The 14,508-nt window shown below is 68.3% G+C and carries 13 protein-coding genes; 6 read left to right on the top strand and 7 right to left on the bottom strand.

Annotated elements, in window-relative coordinates; all coding sequences use genetic code 11:
• Nucleotides 1-86 precede the first annotated feature (86 nt).
• From JJL56_RS00960 to JJL56_RS00950, 3 genes are read left to right on the top strand one after another with little or no spacing between them, the layout of a single operon-like run.
• On the top strand, nucleotides 87-623 hold the full coding sequence (locus tag JJL56_RS00960; RefSeq protein ID WP_145623945.1) for a (2Fe-2S)-binding protein: 537 nt from the start codon (nucleotides 87-89) through the stop codon (nucleotides 621-623).
• Nucleotides 620-1,618 carry an FAD binding domain-containing protein gene (locus JJL56_RS00955; protein ID WP_200483839.1) on the top strand — a complete coding sequence of 333 codons (999 nt, stop codon included), beginning with the start codon at nucleotides 620-622 and terminating at the stop codon, nucleotides 1,616-1,618. Before JJL56_RS00960 ends, JJL56_RS00955 begins: the two co-directional genes overlap by 4 nt.
• Nucleotides 1,615-3,891, top strand: coding sequence for a xanthine dehydrogenase family protein molybdopterin-binding subunit (locus JJL56_RS00950; protein ID WP_200483838.1), 2,277 nt, complete (start codon nucleotides 1,615-1,617; stop codon nucleotides 3,889-3,891). The genes JJL56_RS00955 and JJL56_RS00950 overlap by 4 nt, the downstream gene beginning before the upstream one ends.
• Nucleotides 3,892-4,000: 109 nt before the next feature.
• On the opposite strand, the gene ahpF is transcribed toward JJL56_RS00950, so the two are convergent.
• Together ahpF and ahpC are read right to left on the bottom strand one after the other, a co-directional pair.
• Nucleotides 4,001-5,581 carry an alkyl hydroperoxide reductase subunit F gene (gene ahpF / locus JJL56_RS00945; protein ID WP_200483837.1) on the bottom strand — a complete coding sequence of 527 codons (1,581 nt, stop codon included), beginning with the start codon at nucleotides 5,579-5,581 and terminating at the stop codon, nucleotides 4,001-4,003.
• A 230-nt stretch (nucleotides 5,582-5,811) separates the two neighbouring features.
• The gene (gene ahpC, locus JJL56_RS00940; RefSeq protein ID WP_200483836.1) at nucleotides 5,812-6,375 is read right to left on the bottom strand and encodes an alkyl hydroperoxide reductase subunit C; all 564 of its coding nucleotides are present in this window, start codon (nucleotides 6,373-6,375) and stop codon (nucleotides 5,812-5,814) included.
• 222 nt (nucleotides 6,376-6,597) lie between these two features.
• On the opposite strand from ahpC, the gene JJL56_RS00935 reads away from it, so the two are divergent.
• Complete coding sequence (locus tag JJL56_RS00935) at nucleotides 6,598-7,554, top strand: hydrogen peroxide-inducible genes activator (RefSeq protein ID WP_200483835.1); 957 nt, start codon at nucleotides 6,598-6,600, stop codon at nucleotides 7,552-7,554.
• Between the two features lie 7 nt (nucleotides 7,555-7,561).
• Here JJL56_RS00935 and JJL56_RS00930 read toward each other — a convergent pair whose 3' ends face one another.
• From JJL56_RS00930 to JJL56_RS00910, 5 genes are all read right to left on the bottom strand, one after another.
• Nucleotides 7,562-8,158: a helix-turn-helix domain-containing protein gene (locus JJL56_RS00930; RefSeq protein WP_145623956.1), complete on the bottom strand. Its 597-nt coding sequence runs from the start codon at nucleotides 8,156-8,158 to the stop codon at nucleotides 7,562-7,564.
• 48 nt (nucleotides 8,159-8,206) lie between these two features.
• The gene (locus JJL56_RS00925; RefSeq protein ID WP_145623957.1) at nucleotides 8,207-9,223 is read right to left on the bottom strand and encodes a sulfate ABC transporter substrate-binding protein; all 1,017 of its coding nucleotides are present in this window, start codon (nucleotides 9,221-9,223) and stop codon (nucleotides 8,207-8,209) included.
• Between the two features lie 193 nt (nucleotides 9,224-9,416).
• Complete coding sequence (locus JJL56_RS00920; protein WP_145623959.1) at nucleotides 9,417-10,310, bottom strand: prephenate/arogenate dehydrogenase family protein; 894 nt, start codon at nucleotides 10,308-10,310, stop codon at nucleotides 9,417-9,419.
• Between the two features lie 164 nt (nucleotides 10,311-10,474).
• A complete protein-coding gene (hisC, locus tag JJL56_RS00915) occupies nucleotides 10,475-11,569 on the bottom strand; it encodes a histidinol-phosphate transaminase (protein ID WP_145623961.1) in 1,095 nt (364 codons plus the stop codon).
• A gap of 24 nt (nucleotides 11,570-11,593) precedes the next feature.
• Complete coding sequence (locus JJL56_RS00910; protein WP_145623963.1) at nucleotides 11,594-12,505, bottom strand: chorismate mutase; 912 nt, start codon at nucleotides 12,503-12,505, stop codon at nucleotides 11,594-11,596.
• Nucleotides 12,506-12,650: 145 nt separating this feature from the next.
• Between JJL56_RS00910 and metX the strand changes: the two genes are divergently transcribed.
• Together metX and metW are read left to right on the top strand one after the other, a co-directional pair.
• The gene (metX, locus tag JJL56_RS00905) at nucleotides 12,651-13,847 is read left to right on the top strand and encodes a homoserine O-acetyltransferase MetX (RefSeq protein WP_200483834.1); all 1,197 of its coding nucleotides are present in this window, start codon (nucleotides 12,651-12,653) and stop codon (nucleotides 13,845-13,847) included.
• Nucleotides 13,844-14,494 (top strand): methionine biosynthesis protein MetW, encoded by a 651-nt coding sequence (gene metW / locus JJL56_RS00900; RefSeq protein ID WP_145623965.1) that lies wholly within the window; start codon nucleotides 13,844-13,846, stop codon nucleotides 14,492-14,494. The genes metX and metW overlap by 4 nt, the downstream gene beginning before the upstream one ends.
• The last annotated feature ends 14 nt before the right edge of the window (nucleotides 14,495-14,508 follow it).

The following is a 14,508-nucleotide window of genomic DNA, read 5'->3' as shown; positions in this document are numbered from 1 at the left end:
AACCTTCTGTTGGTCCGGACATGTGAAGCCGGCGCAGCCCTTGTTCGTGGCGGCGTCCGGCGCTCCCCCGCAGATCCGGAGTCTCCATGGCACCGCTCAAGGCCAGCCTGCGCCCGGCCCCCGCGCCGCCCCCAGCACCGATTCCAGTCACATTGAACGTCAACGGGGTGGAGCGGACACTTCACCTCGCGCCGTGGACGACGCTGCTGGACGCGCTGCGCCTGCATCTCGACCTGACCGGCACCAAGAAAGGCTGCGACCACGGCCAGTGCGGGGCCTGCACCGTCCTGGTGGACGGGCGGCGCATCAACTCCTGCCTGACGCTGGCGGCGATGCAGGACGGTCGCAAGGTCACCACCATCGAGGGGCTGACAACCGGCGACGCGCTCCACCCGCTCCAGGAAGCCTTCATCGAGCATGACGCCTTCCAGTGCGGCTACTGCACGCCCGGACAGATCTGTTCCGCCGCCGGGCTGATCGCCGAGGGCAAGGCCACCACCGACGACGAGATCCGCGAGTTGATGAGCGGCAACCTGTGCCGCTGCGGGGCCTATCCCAACATCGTCGCGGCGATCCGGCAGGCCATGGCCACCGTCGCTCCGAAGGCGGAGGGCGCGCCATGAGATCCTTCACCTATTCCCGCGCCGGCAGCGCGGCGGAGGCGGTCGGACGGGCCGCCGCCAACGGGACCGCCTTCGTCGCCGGGGGGACGAACCTGCTCGACCTGATGAAGGCCGATGTGCTGCGGCCGGAAGGGCTGGTCGACATCTCCCGCCTGCCGCTGGACCGGATCGAGGAGACGGCGGAGGGCGGCCTGCGGCTGGGCGCGCTGGCCCGCAACGCCGACACCGCTTACGACGAGCGCGTGCAGACCCGCTACCCCATGCTGTCCAAGGCGATTCTCGCGGGAGCTTCGGCGCAGCTCCGCAACATGGCGACCAACGGCGGAAATTTGCTGCAGCGGACCCGCTGCTACTACTTCTACGACACGGCCACCCCCTGCAACAAACGGCAGCCGGGGTCGGGCTGCGGGGCGATCGGCGGGGTGAACCGCATCCACGCCATCCTGGGCGCCAGCGACCAGTGCATCGCCGTCCACCCCTCCGACCTCTGCGTCGCTTTGGCCGCCCTCGAAGCGGTCGTCCGGGTGACCGGGCCGGACGGTGAGCGCAGCATCCCCTTCGCCGAATTCCACCGCCTGCCCGGCGACCGCCCGGAGATCGACACGGTCCTGCGGCCGGGCGACCTCGTCACCGCCATCGACCTGCCGGCCAGGGGCTACGCCGAGCATTCGACCTATCTGAAGATCCGCGACCGCGCCTCCTACGCCTTCGCGCTGGTGTCGGTCGCGGCGGGGTTGGAGATGGATGGGGACACCGTCCGCGACGCCCGTCTGGCGCTGGGCGGCGTCGCCCACAAGCCCTGGCGCGACCCGGAGGCGGAAGCCGCCCTCATCGGAAAGCCCGCCACGCCCGACCGGTTCCGCGCCGCCGCGCGCGTGCTGCTGCGCGACGCCAAAGGGCACGAGCACAACAGTTTCAAGATCGAACTGGCCGAGCGCGCCATCGTCCGCGCCCTGACCGAAGCCGCCGAACGCAAGGGAGCGTCCCGCCCATGATCGCCATTCCCAGCATTCCCGGCTTCCTGACGGAGCCCAACGGCCCCATCGGCAAGCCCGTCAGCCGGGTGGACGGGCGGAAGAAGGTGACCGGCAACGCCCATTACGCCGCCGAGTTCACCTTGCCGGACCTCGCCCACGGCTGCATCGTCTCCAGCGCCATCGCGCGCGGGCGGATCACCCGCATCGACACGGCGGCGGCGCTGGCCCTGCCCGGCGTCATCCACGTCTTCACCCACGAGAACCGGCCGAGCCTCGCCTGGTTCGACCGCAAATGGAAGGACGACGACGCGCCCAAGGGAGCGCCCTTCCGCCCGCTCTACGACGCGGAGATCCACCACGCGCTCCAACCGGTGGCCCTGGTGGTCGCGGACAGCTTCGAGCTGGCCCGCTACGCCGCCCGCCTCGTCCACATCGAGTATGAGGCGGCCCTCCACCAGACCGACCTGCGCGCCAACCGCGCGAACAGCTTCACCCCCGGCAAGGACAAGGGCGGCTTCCAGCCCCCGCCGAAGCCACGCGGTGACCCGGAGCAGGCCTTCCTGGCCTCGCCCGTCCGAGTGGACGCGGAGTTCACCCAGGCGGCGGAATACCACAACCCGGTGGAGATGCACGCCACCACCGTCCTGCACCACGACGACGGCACGCTGACCGTCCACGACAAGACCCAGGGCGTGCAGAACTGCCACACCTACATCTGCAACGTCTTCGGCCTGGCCAAATCCGCCGTGCGGGTAATGTCGCCCTTCGTCGGCGGTGCCTTCGGCTCCGGATTGCGGCCGCAGCATCAGCTCTTCATGGCCATGCTGGCGGCGACGCAGTTGAAACGCTCCATCCGGGTGGAGCTGTCGCGCCCGCAGATGTTCAGCTTCGGCCACCGGCCCGAAACCATCCAGCGGGTGGCGCTGGGCGCCGACCGCGACGGCACGCTGCGCGCGCTGATCCACGAGGCGGTGCAGGAAAGCTCCCGGAACGAGAACTATGTGGAGATCGTCGTCAACTGGTCGGGCCAGCAGTACGCCTGCGACAACGTCCGGCTGGACTACACGCTGTCGCGGCTGGACGTGCACACGCCGCTGGACCAGCGCGCCCCCGGTGCGGCGACCGGCGTTCCGGCGCTGGAGATCGCCATGGACGAGCTGGCCTGCAAGCTCGGCATGGACCCGCTGGAGCTTCGGCTGAAGAACTACGCGGAGACCGATCCGAACACCGGAAACCCTTTCTCCAGCAAGGAGCTGCGCGCCTGTTTCCGGCACGGGGCGGAGCGGTTCGGCTGGGCGAAGCGCAGTCCCGCGCCGCGCTCCATGCGGGACGGGCGGGAACTGATCGGCTGGGGCATGGCGGCGGGCGTATGGGACGCCATGCAGGGGCAGGCCGCCGCCAAGGCGGTCCTGGGCGTTGATGGAAAGCTGGTGGTGTCCAGCGCCACCGCCGACATCGGCACCGGCACCTACACCGTCATGACGCAGATCGCCGCCGACGTGCTGGGGCTGCCGATCGAGGAGGTGACCTTCTGCCTGGGCGATTCCTCGCTTCCCACCGCCCCCGTCGAAGGCGGGTCCTGGACCGTCTCCACCGTCGGGTCAGCGGTGAAGGCGGTGTGCGACCGGGTGCGGTCACAGCTGATCGCATTGGCCGGAAAGCTGGAGAACAGCCCGCTGAAGGGCGTGGCCGAGGAGGATATGGTCTTCGCCGACAGTCACCTGATCGTCCGGAACGACCGGTCGCGGCGGCTGTCCATCACCGAGGTGATGCGCGGCTCCGGCACCCTGTCCATCGAGGAGGAGGCGCGCGCCCTGCCCTATCTATTGGCGCGGGCCCGCCACACCTTCGCCACCCATTCCGCCGTCTTCGTGGAGGTCCGGGTGGACGAGGATCTCGGCACCGTCCGGGTGGCCCGTGTGGTCAGCGCCATCGCCGCCGGGCGCATCATCAACCCCAAGACGGCGCGCAGCCAGATCCAGGGCGCCGTGGTCTGGGGCATCGGCATGGGTCTGGAGGAGGAAGCCTTCACCGATCACCGGCTGGGCCGCGTGATGAACCACGACTACGCGGAGTACCATATCCCGGTGAATGCGGACGTGCCGAAGATCGACGTGCTGTTCGTCGAGGAGCACGACGACATGGTCAACGCGCTGGGCGCCAAGGGGGTCGGCGAGATCGGCATCGTCGGCGTTCCCGCCGCCATCGCCAACGCCATCCATCACGCGACCGGCGTGCGCGTGCGCGATTTTCCGATCACGCTGGACAAGGTGCTGGCGGGTCTGCACTGACGAGAGGGCGGGTGGTCGCGACAGGCCCCCACCCAACCGTCCCCCTGCGAAAGCGGGGGGAGGCCGGGAGGGGGGCCCTATACGACCACCCCCCAAACCATCCGCCCGCTTACGCCGCAGCGACGGCCTCGACCGGCGCCATGCGGATCAGGTAGTCGAAGGCCGACAGGGCGGCCTTCGAGCCCTCGCCCATGGCGATGATGATCTGCTTGTAGGGCACCGTCGTCGCGTCGCCCGCCGCGAACACGCCGGGGACGGAGGTCTGGCCGCGCGCGTCCACCTCGATCTCGCCGCGCGGGCTCAGCGCCACAGACCCCTTCAGCCATTCGGTGTTGGGGACGAGGCCGATCTGCACGAAGATGCCTTCCAGGTCGATCCGGTGCACCTCGCCGGTGTTGCGGTTCTTGTAGCTGAGGCCGGTCACCTTGGTGCCGTCGCCATGCACCTCGGTCGTCAGGCCCGAGGTGATGACGCGCACGTTGGGCAGGCTGCGCAGCTTTCGCTGGAGCACCTCGTCGGCGCGGAGCTGGCTGTCGAACTCGATCAGAGTCACCTCGGCGACGATGCCGGCGAGATCGATCGCCGCCTCGACGCCGGAGTTGCCGCCGCCGATGACCGACACGCGCTTGCCCTTGAACAGCGGGCCGTCGCAGTGCGGGCAGTAGGCCACGCCCTTGTTCCGGTACTCGTCCTCGCCGGGGACGCCCATCTGGCGCCAGCGGGCGCCGGTGGACAGGATCACCGTCTTCGACTTCAGCGAGGCCCCGTTGGCGAGCCGGACCTCGATCAGGCCGCCCGGACCCGAGGCGGGGATCAGCGCCTCCGCCCGCTGCAGGTTCATCACGTCGACCTCATACTCCTTGACGTGCTGCTCCAGCGCGGTGGCCAGCTTCGGACCCTCGGTGTGGGAGACGGAGATGAAGTTCTCGATGGCCATGGTGTCGAGCACCTGACCGCCGAAGCGCTCCGCCGCGACGCCGGTGCGGATGCCCTTGCGGGCCGCGTAGATCGCCGCCGCGGCGCCGGCCGGGCCGCCGCCGATCACCAGAACGTCGAAGGCGTCCTTGGCCTTGATCTTCTCCGCGTCGCGCTGCGCGGCGCCGGTGTCGATCTTGGCGAGAATCTGCTCAAGCCCCATGCGGCCCTGGCCGAACGGCTCGCCGTTCAGGAAGATGGACGGGACGGCCATGATCTTGCGCGATTCGACCTCCTGCTGGAACAGCGCGCCGTCGATGGCGACATGCTTGATCCGCGGGTTCAGAACGCTCATCAGGTTCAGGGCCTGCACCACGTCGGGGCAGTTCTGGCAGGACAGCGAGAAATAGGTCTCGAAGCTGTACTCACCCTCCAGCGCCTTCACCTGCTCGATGACCTCCGCCGACTCCTTGGAGGGGTGGCCGCCGACCTGCAGCAGGGCGAGGATGAGGGAATTGAATTCGTGGCCCATCGGCAGGCCGGCGAAGCGGACGCCGATGTCGGTGCCGGTGCGCTTGATCGCGAAGGAGGGCTTGCGCGCGTCGTCGTCGCTGCGGACGAAGGTGATCTTGTCCGACAGGGACGCGATGTCCTGCAGCAGAGCCAGCATTTCCTGCGATTTGGCGCCGTCGTCCAGGGAGGCGGCCAGTTCGATGGGCTGCGTGATCTTGTCGAAATAGGCCTTGAGCTGGCCTTTGACGTTGCTATCCAACACGGCGAGGGCTCCCGAAAGTGGTTTTTCGAAGCGAGCCCGGTGGCGCCTGGGCGGGTCCGGGCAGCAGAATCTCGTTGAAGCGTTTCTTGTTGAACGGATGACGGCCACTCGCGATCCGGGCCCGGAATCATCCGGGCCCGAAGCCGTGGCGCCGCGGCCGGCGTGGCCGCGGCCGAACCGTCCGACCGCGGTTGCGGCCGGCGGTTCCCAGAGGATCAAGCCGGAGAGGCTTAGATCTTGCCGACGAGGTCGAGCGACGGGGCCAGGGTCTTCTCACCCTCTTCCCACTTGGCCGGGCAGACTTCGCCCGGGTGCGAGGCGACGTACTGGGCGGCCTTCACCTTGCGGAGCAGCTCGCGGGCGTCGCGGCCGATGCCGCCGGCGGTGATCTCGATGATCTGGATCTTGCCGTCCGGGTCGACGACGAAGGTGCCGCGGTCGGCGAGGCCCTTCTCCTCGATCAGGATCTCGAAGTTGCGGCAGATCGTGGCGGTCGGGTCGCCGACCATGGTGTAGCCGATCTTGCCGATGGCCGGCGAGGTGTCGTGCCAGGCCTTGTGGCAGAAGTGGGTGTCGGTCGAAACGCTGTAGATCTCAACGCCGAGCTTCTGGAACTCGCCGTAGTTATCGGCCAGGTCTTCCAGCTCGGTCGGGCACACGAAGGTGAAGTCCGCCGGGTAGAAGAAGACGACCGACCACTTTCCCTTCAGGTCGGCGTCGCTGACGTCGATAAACTTGCCGCCCTTGAAAGCGGTCGCCTTGAACGGCTTAATCTCGGTGTTGATCAAGGACATGATTTCTCCATCAGTCTGAATGATTGGAGCAAGCGTCACTCCGGTGTCCTGCCAGCCTGGCGCCGTTTCCCAAATGGGCTACCGGTGCCGCGGCATCCCTGCCGGAAGTCTGCTCCCCCCTCGTTGGTCGCTTGACACCAGGGAAGTTAGGGGCAATGGGTCAGCGATGGAAGCGAAAAATACCAATCGCTTTGATCGATAAAACCGATTATTGTGCAGTGCATGAAGCCGCTTCCCACCCTGCGTCAGCTCCACTACCTCGTCGCCGTCGTCGATCGCTGCCATTTCGGCAAGGCGGCGGAGGCGTGCCTCGTCAGCCAGTCCACGCTCAGCGCAGGCATCCAGGAATTGGAGAATCTGCTGGGCGCCCCGCTGCTGGAACGCACGCGGCGCACCGTCCTGCCGACTCCGCTGGGACGGGAGATCGCCGACCGCGCCCGCACCGTCCTGAAGGGGGCGGAGGAGCTGGTGGACATGGCCCGCTCGGTGGAGGACCCGATGTCCGGGCCGCTCCATCTGGGCGTGATCCCGACCATCGGCCCCTTCCTGATCCCCCGCGTGATGCCGGCCCTGCGCGACAGCTTCCCCAAGTTGAAGCTGTTCCTGCGCGAGGACCAGACCGCCCGTCTGCTCGACCGGTTGGAATCGGGGGAGCTGGACGCGGCCATCCTCGCCCTGCCCTATCCGTCCGGCGACGTGGAATCGATCGACCTCGCCGAAGACCGCTTTTCCGTGATCTGCACGCCCGAGCACCGGCTGAGCGACGTCACGGCGCCCCGCCCGTCCGACGTGGCGCTGGAGGATCTGCTGCTGCTGGAGGATGGGCATTGCCTGCGCGACCACGCGCTGGCCGCCTGCTCGATGGAGGGGGCGCGGCAAAGCGCCACGTTCCAGGGCACCAGCCTGCACACGCTGGTCCAGATGGTCGCCAACGGTCTGGGGGTGACGCTGCTGCCGCAGATGGCGCTCGACTCGGGGATTTTGCGCGGTTTGGATGTGGTGGTCCGCCCGCTCGGCGGGGAGCGGCCGTTCCGCCGCATCGGGCTGGTCTGGCGCCGCACCTCTGGCCGCAAGGAAACCTTCCGGCAGCTCGCCGCCGCCCTGAAGACGGAGATGTCCCGCGACAGCGGACCGCAGGCCCCCGCCAACGGCGACGCCAGCGTGCGGACCGCCGCCTGACCCGATCTCAGAAGACGTAGGTCATCACGAGATACAGCAGCGCCTCGCCGTCGCCGACATTGCGGTAGGCGTGGGGCGCGTCGGCGTCAAACTGGATCGTGTCGCCCTCCTCCAGCCGGTGGGTGCCGTCGCCGGTTTCAATCTCGACCACGCCGCGCCCGACCAGGATGTTCTCCACCGTGCCGATGGTGTGGGCGTCGGCCCGCTCGTCGGTGCCGGGCGCGAGGCGCAGCTCGTAGAACTCCACCTGCCGCTCCCCACGGAAGGGAAACAGCGCCCGCGAGCTGAACCGCCCGTCACGCGAGGCCAGCGGCCGGCTGTCCACCCGCCGGATCACCGTAGTCCCGCCGCTGCCCCCGCTGCTGAGCAGGCTGGAGAAGGGAACGTCGAGCGCGCGGGCGATGGTCCACAGGAAATCGATGTTGGACGGACCCTGCCCGGCCTCGACCGCCGTCAGCTCCGCCCGGCTGTTTCCCGACAGCTTGGCGAGCGCATCGACGGACAGCCCCTGGCGGAGCCGGAAGTTGCGGATGTTCTCGGCGATCACGCCGGTCAGCGGGTTGGCGTCGCCATCCGTGGTCCGGGGGGTCGATGTCGTGCTCATGGTGTCTGGCCCTCCCGTTCTGTTGAATCCGTGCTCAAATCCTCTGGGTCAGCGGGGCGCCTGCTGGATCTGGTCGAACAGGGCGCCGTTGGCGAAGTGGGTCGCCTGGGCCTTGCGCCAGCCGCCGAAGACGTCGTCCACGGTCACCAGTGCCACCGGCGAGAAGCGCCCGGCATACTGCCGCGCCAGTTCGGGATGGCGGGGCCGGTAGAAGTTCCTCGCGGCGATCTCCTGCCCCTCGCGGGTGTAGAGATACTGCACATAGGCCTCGGCCACCTTGCGGGTGCCCTTGCGGTCGACCACGCTGTCCACCACGGCCACCGGCGGTTCGGTGAGGATGGACAGGGACGGCACGACGATCTCGAACTGGTCGGCGCCGAACTCCTGGAGCGACAGGAAGGCCTCGTTCTCCCAGGCCAGCAGAACATCGCCGACGCCCTTGCGGGTGAAGGTCAGCGCGGCCCCACGGGCGCCACTGTCCAGCACCGGGACGTGCCGATACAGCTCGGTGATGAACTGCCTGGCCTTCGCCTCGTCGTTGCCGTTGGTCTTCAGCGCGTAGGCCCAGGCGGCGAGGTAGTTCCAGCGCGCCCCGCCCGAGGTCTTCGGGTTGGGCGTGACCACCTCCACGTCCGGCTTCACCAGATCGTCCCAGTCCTTGATCCGCTTCGGGTTGCCCTTGCGGACCAGGAACACGATGGTCGAGGTGTAGGGGGAACTGTTGTTCGGCAGGCGGGTCCGCCAGTCCTTCGCGATCAGCCCGGCGTCGGCGATGGCGTCCACGTCGTAGCCCAGGGCCAGCGTCACCACGTCGGCATCCAGCCCGTCGATGACCGAGCGCGCCTGCGCGCCCGATCCGCCGTGCGACTGGTGAATGACCACCGTCTCCCCCGACGCCTCCGACCAGGTCCGGGCGAAGGCCGGGTTGAACTCCTCATACAGCTCCCGCGTCGGGTCGTAGGAGACGTTCAGGATCGTGCTGCGGCTTGCGGCGCTGGCGGTCGCCAGGGCGGCCAAGGTCACCAGCCCAACGGCGATGAGGCTCTGGCTGAAGCGGGACGGCATGAACGGTGTTCCCCAGGCTGACGGTCGATGGCGTGGTGCCGGGGATTATTGAACACGGGCGATCCCTATCAGGCAAGTCGTCTTTTGCTATTTGGTGTGTAATTAATATATGAACGATGGTCATTTATCAAAATTATAATGTGAAAACTGAGCAGCAGAAGGCGGCACCGGCCGAACGGCGCAACCGGACCGGTCAAGCTTGCTTGGCGTCGATGATGCCGCGGCGGATGGCGCGGGTCTTGGTGAAATGGTCCTGCAACTGCTCCCCCTCGCCCCAGCGGATGGCGCGCTGGAGGGCGGTCAGGTCCTCGGTGAAGCGCTGGAGGATTTCCAAGACCGCTTCCCGGTTGTTCAGGAACACGTCGCGCCACATCACCGGGTCGCTGGCGGCGATGCGGGTGAAGTCACGGAAACCGCCGGCCGAGAATTTGATGACCTCGGACTTGGTGTCGTCCTCCAGGTCGGACGCCGTGCCGACGATGGTGTAGGCGATCAGGTGCGGCAGGTGCGAGGTGATGGCCAGCACGCGGTCATGGTGGTTGGCGTCCATCAGTTCCACGGTGGAACCGATGCGGCGCCACATCGCCACCACCTTGTCCACCGCGCCCTCGTTGGCGCCGGGCGGCGGGGTGACGATGCACCAGCGGCCCTGGAACAGGGTGGCGAAGCCGGCCTCCGGCCCCGAATGCTCGGTGCCCGCCACCGGGTGGCCAGGAATCAGATGCACGCCGTCCGGGATGTGCGGCCCGACGTCGCGCAGCACCGCCTGCTTCACCGAGCCGACGTCCGTCACGATCATGCCGGGGCGCAGCAGCGGCCCGAGCTGCTCCCCCACCTCGGCGAAGGCGCCGACGGGCGTCGCCAGGACCACCACGTCCGCACCCTCCAGCGCTTCGGCCAGATCGGTGGTGGCCCGTTCGACGATGCCCAGTTCCATCGCCTTGGCGCAATGCTCCGGGCTGCGGTCCGCGCAGACGACCTGACGCGCCACCCCGTAATGCGTGAGCGCCCGCGCCAGGGACGAACCGATCAGACCGACGCCGACGATGGCGACGCGGTCGAACAAGGGAGTGGCGGTCTCGCTCATGATCTTAAGGCACCGGCTGCGGATGGGTTGCAGAACGCACCGCTATAAAGCACCAAGGCGCCCGTCGACCAAGGGAAAGTTTGGTTGGCCGGATGCTTGCCACGGCCGAAACGAAAAGGCCGGGCGCATGGCCCGGCCTGTTTCAGCTTGATCCGACGGCCCAGTTACGCCGCCAGGAAGTCCTTCAGCGCCTGCACCACCTCGCGCATTTCGGCCTCCGTGCCGATGGTGACGCGCAGGCAGCTCGGCAGGCCGTAGGCGGGCATCTGGCGGACCAGGATGCCGCGGCCTTTCAGGAACAGGCGTGCCGCCTCGGCGTCGTCCTTGCCGGCGGTCTGTCCGGCGAAATCGACCAGGACGAAGTTCGTCACGCTGGGGTGGGTCTTCAGCCCCAGCCCCTGGACCTGCTGGACGAACCACTCCCGCCATTCGGTGTTGTGGCTGCGCGAGCGCTCCAGGAACGCGGTGTCCTCCAGCGCCGCCACCCCGGCGATCTGCGCCGCGGAGGAGACGTTGAAGGGGCCGCGCACGCGGTTCAGCACATCGGCGATCCCCGCCGGGCAATAGGCCCAGCCGAGCCGGACCGAGCCCAGCGCGAAGATCTTCGAGAAGGTGCGGGTCATCACCACGTTGGGGAAGCGGTCCACCAGCTCCTGCCCCGCCGAATAGTCGTTGTGGTTCATGTACTCGGCATAGGCCGCGTCGATGACCAGGATGGCGTTCTCCGGCAGGCCGGCGTGCAGGCGGGCCATCTCGTCAGCGGTGATGTAGGTGCCGGTCGGGTTGTTCGGGTTGGCGACGAAGACCAGCCGGGTGCGCGGCGTGACGTGGGCCAGCAGCGAATCCACGTCGGTGGTCAGGTTCGTCTCCGGCGCCTGGACCGGGGTGGCGCCGACCGACTTGGCGCCGATCGGGTACATCAGGAAACCGTGCTGCGAATACAGCACCTCGTCCCCCGGACCGGCATAGGCGCGGATCAGCAGGGCGATCAGCTCGTCGGAGCCGGCGCCGCAGACCACGCGGTCGGCGTCCAGGCCGAAGCGCTCGGCGATGGCCTTGCGCAGCTTGGCGGAGCCGCCGTCCGGGTAGCGGTGCAGTTCGCCCGCGGCGGCCTTGTAGGCCTCCACGGCGCGCGGGCTGGGGCCGAGCGCGCCTTCGTTGGAGGCGAGGCGGATGTGGCCCGCATGCTCGCCGCCGACATAGGGGGCGATGTCGAGAATCCCCGGGCGGGGCGCCGGGCCGTTGTTCGGCTGGGTCATGTCAGGTCTCAGACCTTGCGGGCGTTATTGGAAAGATGAGGTGGAGAGATGGAGCGGGACGGCGTAGCCGCCCACGATGTTGATCCGCACCGGGATCTCGCCAAGCCGGCCGGCGAAGGCGGACAGGCGCGGGTCGGTGTGATCGACGAAGTCGGCGACCTCGACCAGATGGATGGACGGGCCGGACGGGTCGCGGGCGTGCCAGGTGCAGAAATAGGTCGGGGCGAGGCCGCTCGTCTCCAGATGGTCCTTGAGCCGGCCGCGGCTGAGGTCATGCCCCAGTTCGATCCCCAGGAGGGTGCGGTCGTCGCCTGTCGGCTCGTGCGGGACCAGCGCGATGGCCAGCGCGTCGCGGTCCTCGCCGCGGGCGTTGCCGCGCCCGGCGAAGGGCAGCCGCGCCACCACGCGCGGCGTGCGCGCGTCGGACGACACCAGGAAGCGCCACCAGGGGTCCGCGTCGTCCTCCGCCGGATAGGGAACGACGCCGACGGTGGCCGTGCCCTCCGACACCGCGCGGATCGCCGCGGCGGGGGAATTGACGGCGGTCATCGGAACGACGCTGCCGAAATGGTCGCGCGCCACGTCCCAGAATCCACGGCGGTCCTCCGGCGCGTAGACCGCGACGGCGAAGGGTCCCTGGAGCCGGGTGAAGGCCGTGATCATCTCCCGCCACATGCGCACGACGGCCATCGCCGGGAAGGAGCCGGCGTGGCGCGCCATCAGGCGGCGCAGGATCACCGCCTCGCGCGCCGGGCGCAGATAGATCGGGGTCTGGGGATTCCCGCTGACCTGACCTTCCGCGGCCTCGATCTGGCTTTTGACCACGCCGACGCGCTCCACCACCGCCGTGCGGCGCATCAGCAGGTCGTGGATCGTATCGTCGATGTGATCGATCTCGCGGCGCAGATCGTCAAGCGGGGACTTGGGCGGAGGCATGGTGCGGGAAACCGTCAAATCCAGGGCGAATCCAAAGCCGGATAGTAGTAGTCCGCAAGCGCCGCGAAATCAAAGAAAACGTTGACACTCCCAACCGACGATCCGTAGCTATACCGTCCCGTTTTCCGGAGGCCCCTGACCCGTCATGTCCGCGCCGAACCCCGCCGCCGTGCCTGCCAAACCCGCGACGATGCCCGGCCACCGGGTCACGCTCGGGGTGGACAAGCCCATGCGGCTGGACAGCGGGGCGGAGCTGGGTCCCTTCGAGGTCGCCTACCAGACCTACGGCGCGCTGAACGCCGACCGGTCGAACGCCATCCTGATCTGCCACGCCCTGACCGGCGACCATTACGTGCTCGACCAGCATCCGGTGACCGGCAAGTCCGGCTGGTGGGAGATGCTGGTCGGTCCGGGCAAGCCGGTCGACACCGACCGCTATTTCGTCATCTGCTCCAACGTGATCGGCGGCTGCATGGGCTCCACCGGCCCGAAGGAGATCGACCCGGCGACCGGCAAGCCCTACGGCCTCGGCTTCCCCGTCATCACCATCGGCGACATGGTGCGCGCGCAGAAGCTGCTGGTGGAGCATCTCGGGATTGACCAACTCTTCTGCGTGATCGGCGGCTCTATGGGCGGCATGCAGGTGCTGCAATGGGCCGTCGCCTATCCGGAGTCGGTCTTCGCCGCGGTGCCCATCGCCACGGCGGCCCGCCACTCGGCGCAGAACATCGCCTTCCACGAGGTCGGCCGGCAGGCGATCATGGCCGACCCGGACTGGGCCGGCGGCAATTACCTGCTGGAGGGCACCCGCCCCCACCGCGGGCTGGCGGTGGCGCGCATGGCCGCGCACATCACCTACCTGTCGGAGCCGGCGCTGCACCGCAAGTTCGGGCGCAACCTGCAGAACCGCCAGACCGTCACCTACGGCTTCGACGCCGATTTCCAGGTGGAGAGTTACCTGCGCCACCAGGGCATCACCTTCGTGGAGCGGTTCGACGCCAACTCCTACCTCTACATCACGCGGGCGATGGACTATTTCGACCTCGCGGCGGACTACGGGGGCGGCACCCTGTCCAACGCTTTCCGCAAGGACGGCAAGGGCACGCCGGTGCGCTTCTGCCTGGCCAGCTTCTCCAGCGACTGGCTGTTCCCGACCTCCGAATCGCGGGCCATCGTGCACGCGCTGAACGCGGTGGCGGCCAACGTCAGCTTCGTGGAGATCCGCACCGACAAGGGCCACGACTCCTTCCTGCTGGACGAGCCGGAATTCCATCAGGTGATCCGCGGCTTCCTGGAGGGATGCGCCGAGCACCGCGGCCTGACACGGACATCCAGACCATGAGCCCCCTCGACGACAATCAGCCATCCGCCCGCACCGCCTCCGGCAACGGCATCCGCACCGACCTGAAGCTGATCGCGGAAATGGTGGAGCCGGGCAGCCGCGTGCTGGACGTCGGCTGCGGCGACGGTGCCTTGCTGGCCTTCCTGTCCCGGCAGAAGGGGGTGGACGGGCGCGGGATCGAGTTGTCGATGGACGGCGTGCACCAGTGCGTGGTCCAGGGTCTGTCGGTCATCCAGGGCGACGCCGAAACCGACCTGAAGGACTACCCGCCGGGCGCCTTCGACTACGTGATCCTCAGCCAGACCCTCCAGGCGATGCGCGAGCCGCGGACGGTCCTGGAGACGATGACCCGCATCGGGCGGCGGGCCATCGTGTCGGTGCCCAACTTCGGCTATTGGCGCATCCGCACACAGCTTCTGCTGACCGGGCGGATGCCGGTGACGGAAAAGCTGGGCTACCAGTGGTGGGAAACGCCCAACATCCACTTCTGCACGATCAAGGACTTCGTCGTCCTGGCGGAGGAAATGGGCATCCGCATCGAGCGCTGCATGATCGTGAACCGCGCCGGCCGGGTCACCGGCCACGCCCATTCCGGGCTCGCCAACCTGCTGGGCGAACAGGGCGTCTTCCTGCTGCGCCGCGACTGATCGGTCCCCGCCGG

The sequence above is a fragment of the Azospirillum aestuarii genome, assembly GCF_016632405.1.
GTDB lineage: Bacteria > Pseudomonadota > Alphaproteobacteria > Azospirillales > Azospirillaceae > Azospirillum > Azospirillum aestuarii.
The sequence above is the reverse complement of the archived record's forward strand: the minus strand, read 5'-3'. Positions and strand labels throughout refer to the sequence as shown.

Coding starts and splice junctions, on each gene's coding strand:
- metW (WP_145623965.1), top strand. CDS start 13,844: ATGAGCCCCCTCGACGACAATCAGCCATCCGCCCGCACCGCCTCCGGC.
- JJL56_RS00935 (WP_200483835.1), top strand. CDS start 6,598: ATGAAGCCGCTTCCCACCCTGCGTCAGCTCCACTACCTCGTCGCCGTC.
- hisC (WP_145623961.1), bottom strand. CDS start 11,569: ATGACCCAGCCGAACAACGGCCCGGCGCCCCGCCCGGGGATTCTCGAC.
- metX (WP_200483834.1), top strand. CDS start 12,651: ATGTCCGCGCCGAACCCCGCCGCCGTGCCTGCCAAACCCGCGACGATG.
- JJL56_RS00960 (WP_145623945.1), top strand. CDS start 87: ATGGCACCGCTCAAGGCCAGCCTGCGCCCGGCCCCCGCGCCGCCCCCA.
- JJL56_RS00925 (WP_145623957.1), bottom strand. CDS start 9,223: ATGCCGTCCCGCTTCAGCCAGAGCCTCATCGCCGTTGGGCTGGTGACC.
- JJL56_RS00910 (WP_145623963.1), bottom strand. CDS start 12,505: ATGCCTCCGCCCAAGTCCCCGCTTGACGATCTGCGCCGCGAGATCGAT.
- JJL56_RS00920 (WP_145623959.1), bottom strand. CDS start 10,310: ATGAGCGAGACCGCCACTCCCTTGTTCGACCGCGTCGCCATCGTCGGC.
- JJL56_RS00930 (WP_145623956.1), bottom strand. CDS start 8,158: ATGAGCACGACATCGACCCCCCGGACCACGGATGGCGACGCCAACCCG.
- JJL56_RS00955 (WP_200483839.1), top strand. CDS start 620: ATGAGATCCTTCACCTATTCCCGCGCCGGCAGCGCGGCGGAGGCGGTC.
- ahpC (WP_200483836.1), bottom strand. CDS start 6,375: ATGTCCTTGATCAACACCGAGATTAAGCCGTTCAAGGCGACCGCTTTC.
- JJL56_RS00950 (WP_200483838.1), top strand. CDS start 1,615: ATGATCGCCATTCCCAGCATTCCCGGCTTCCTGACGGAGCCCAACGGC.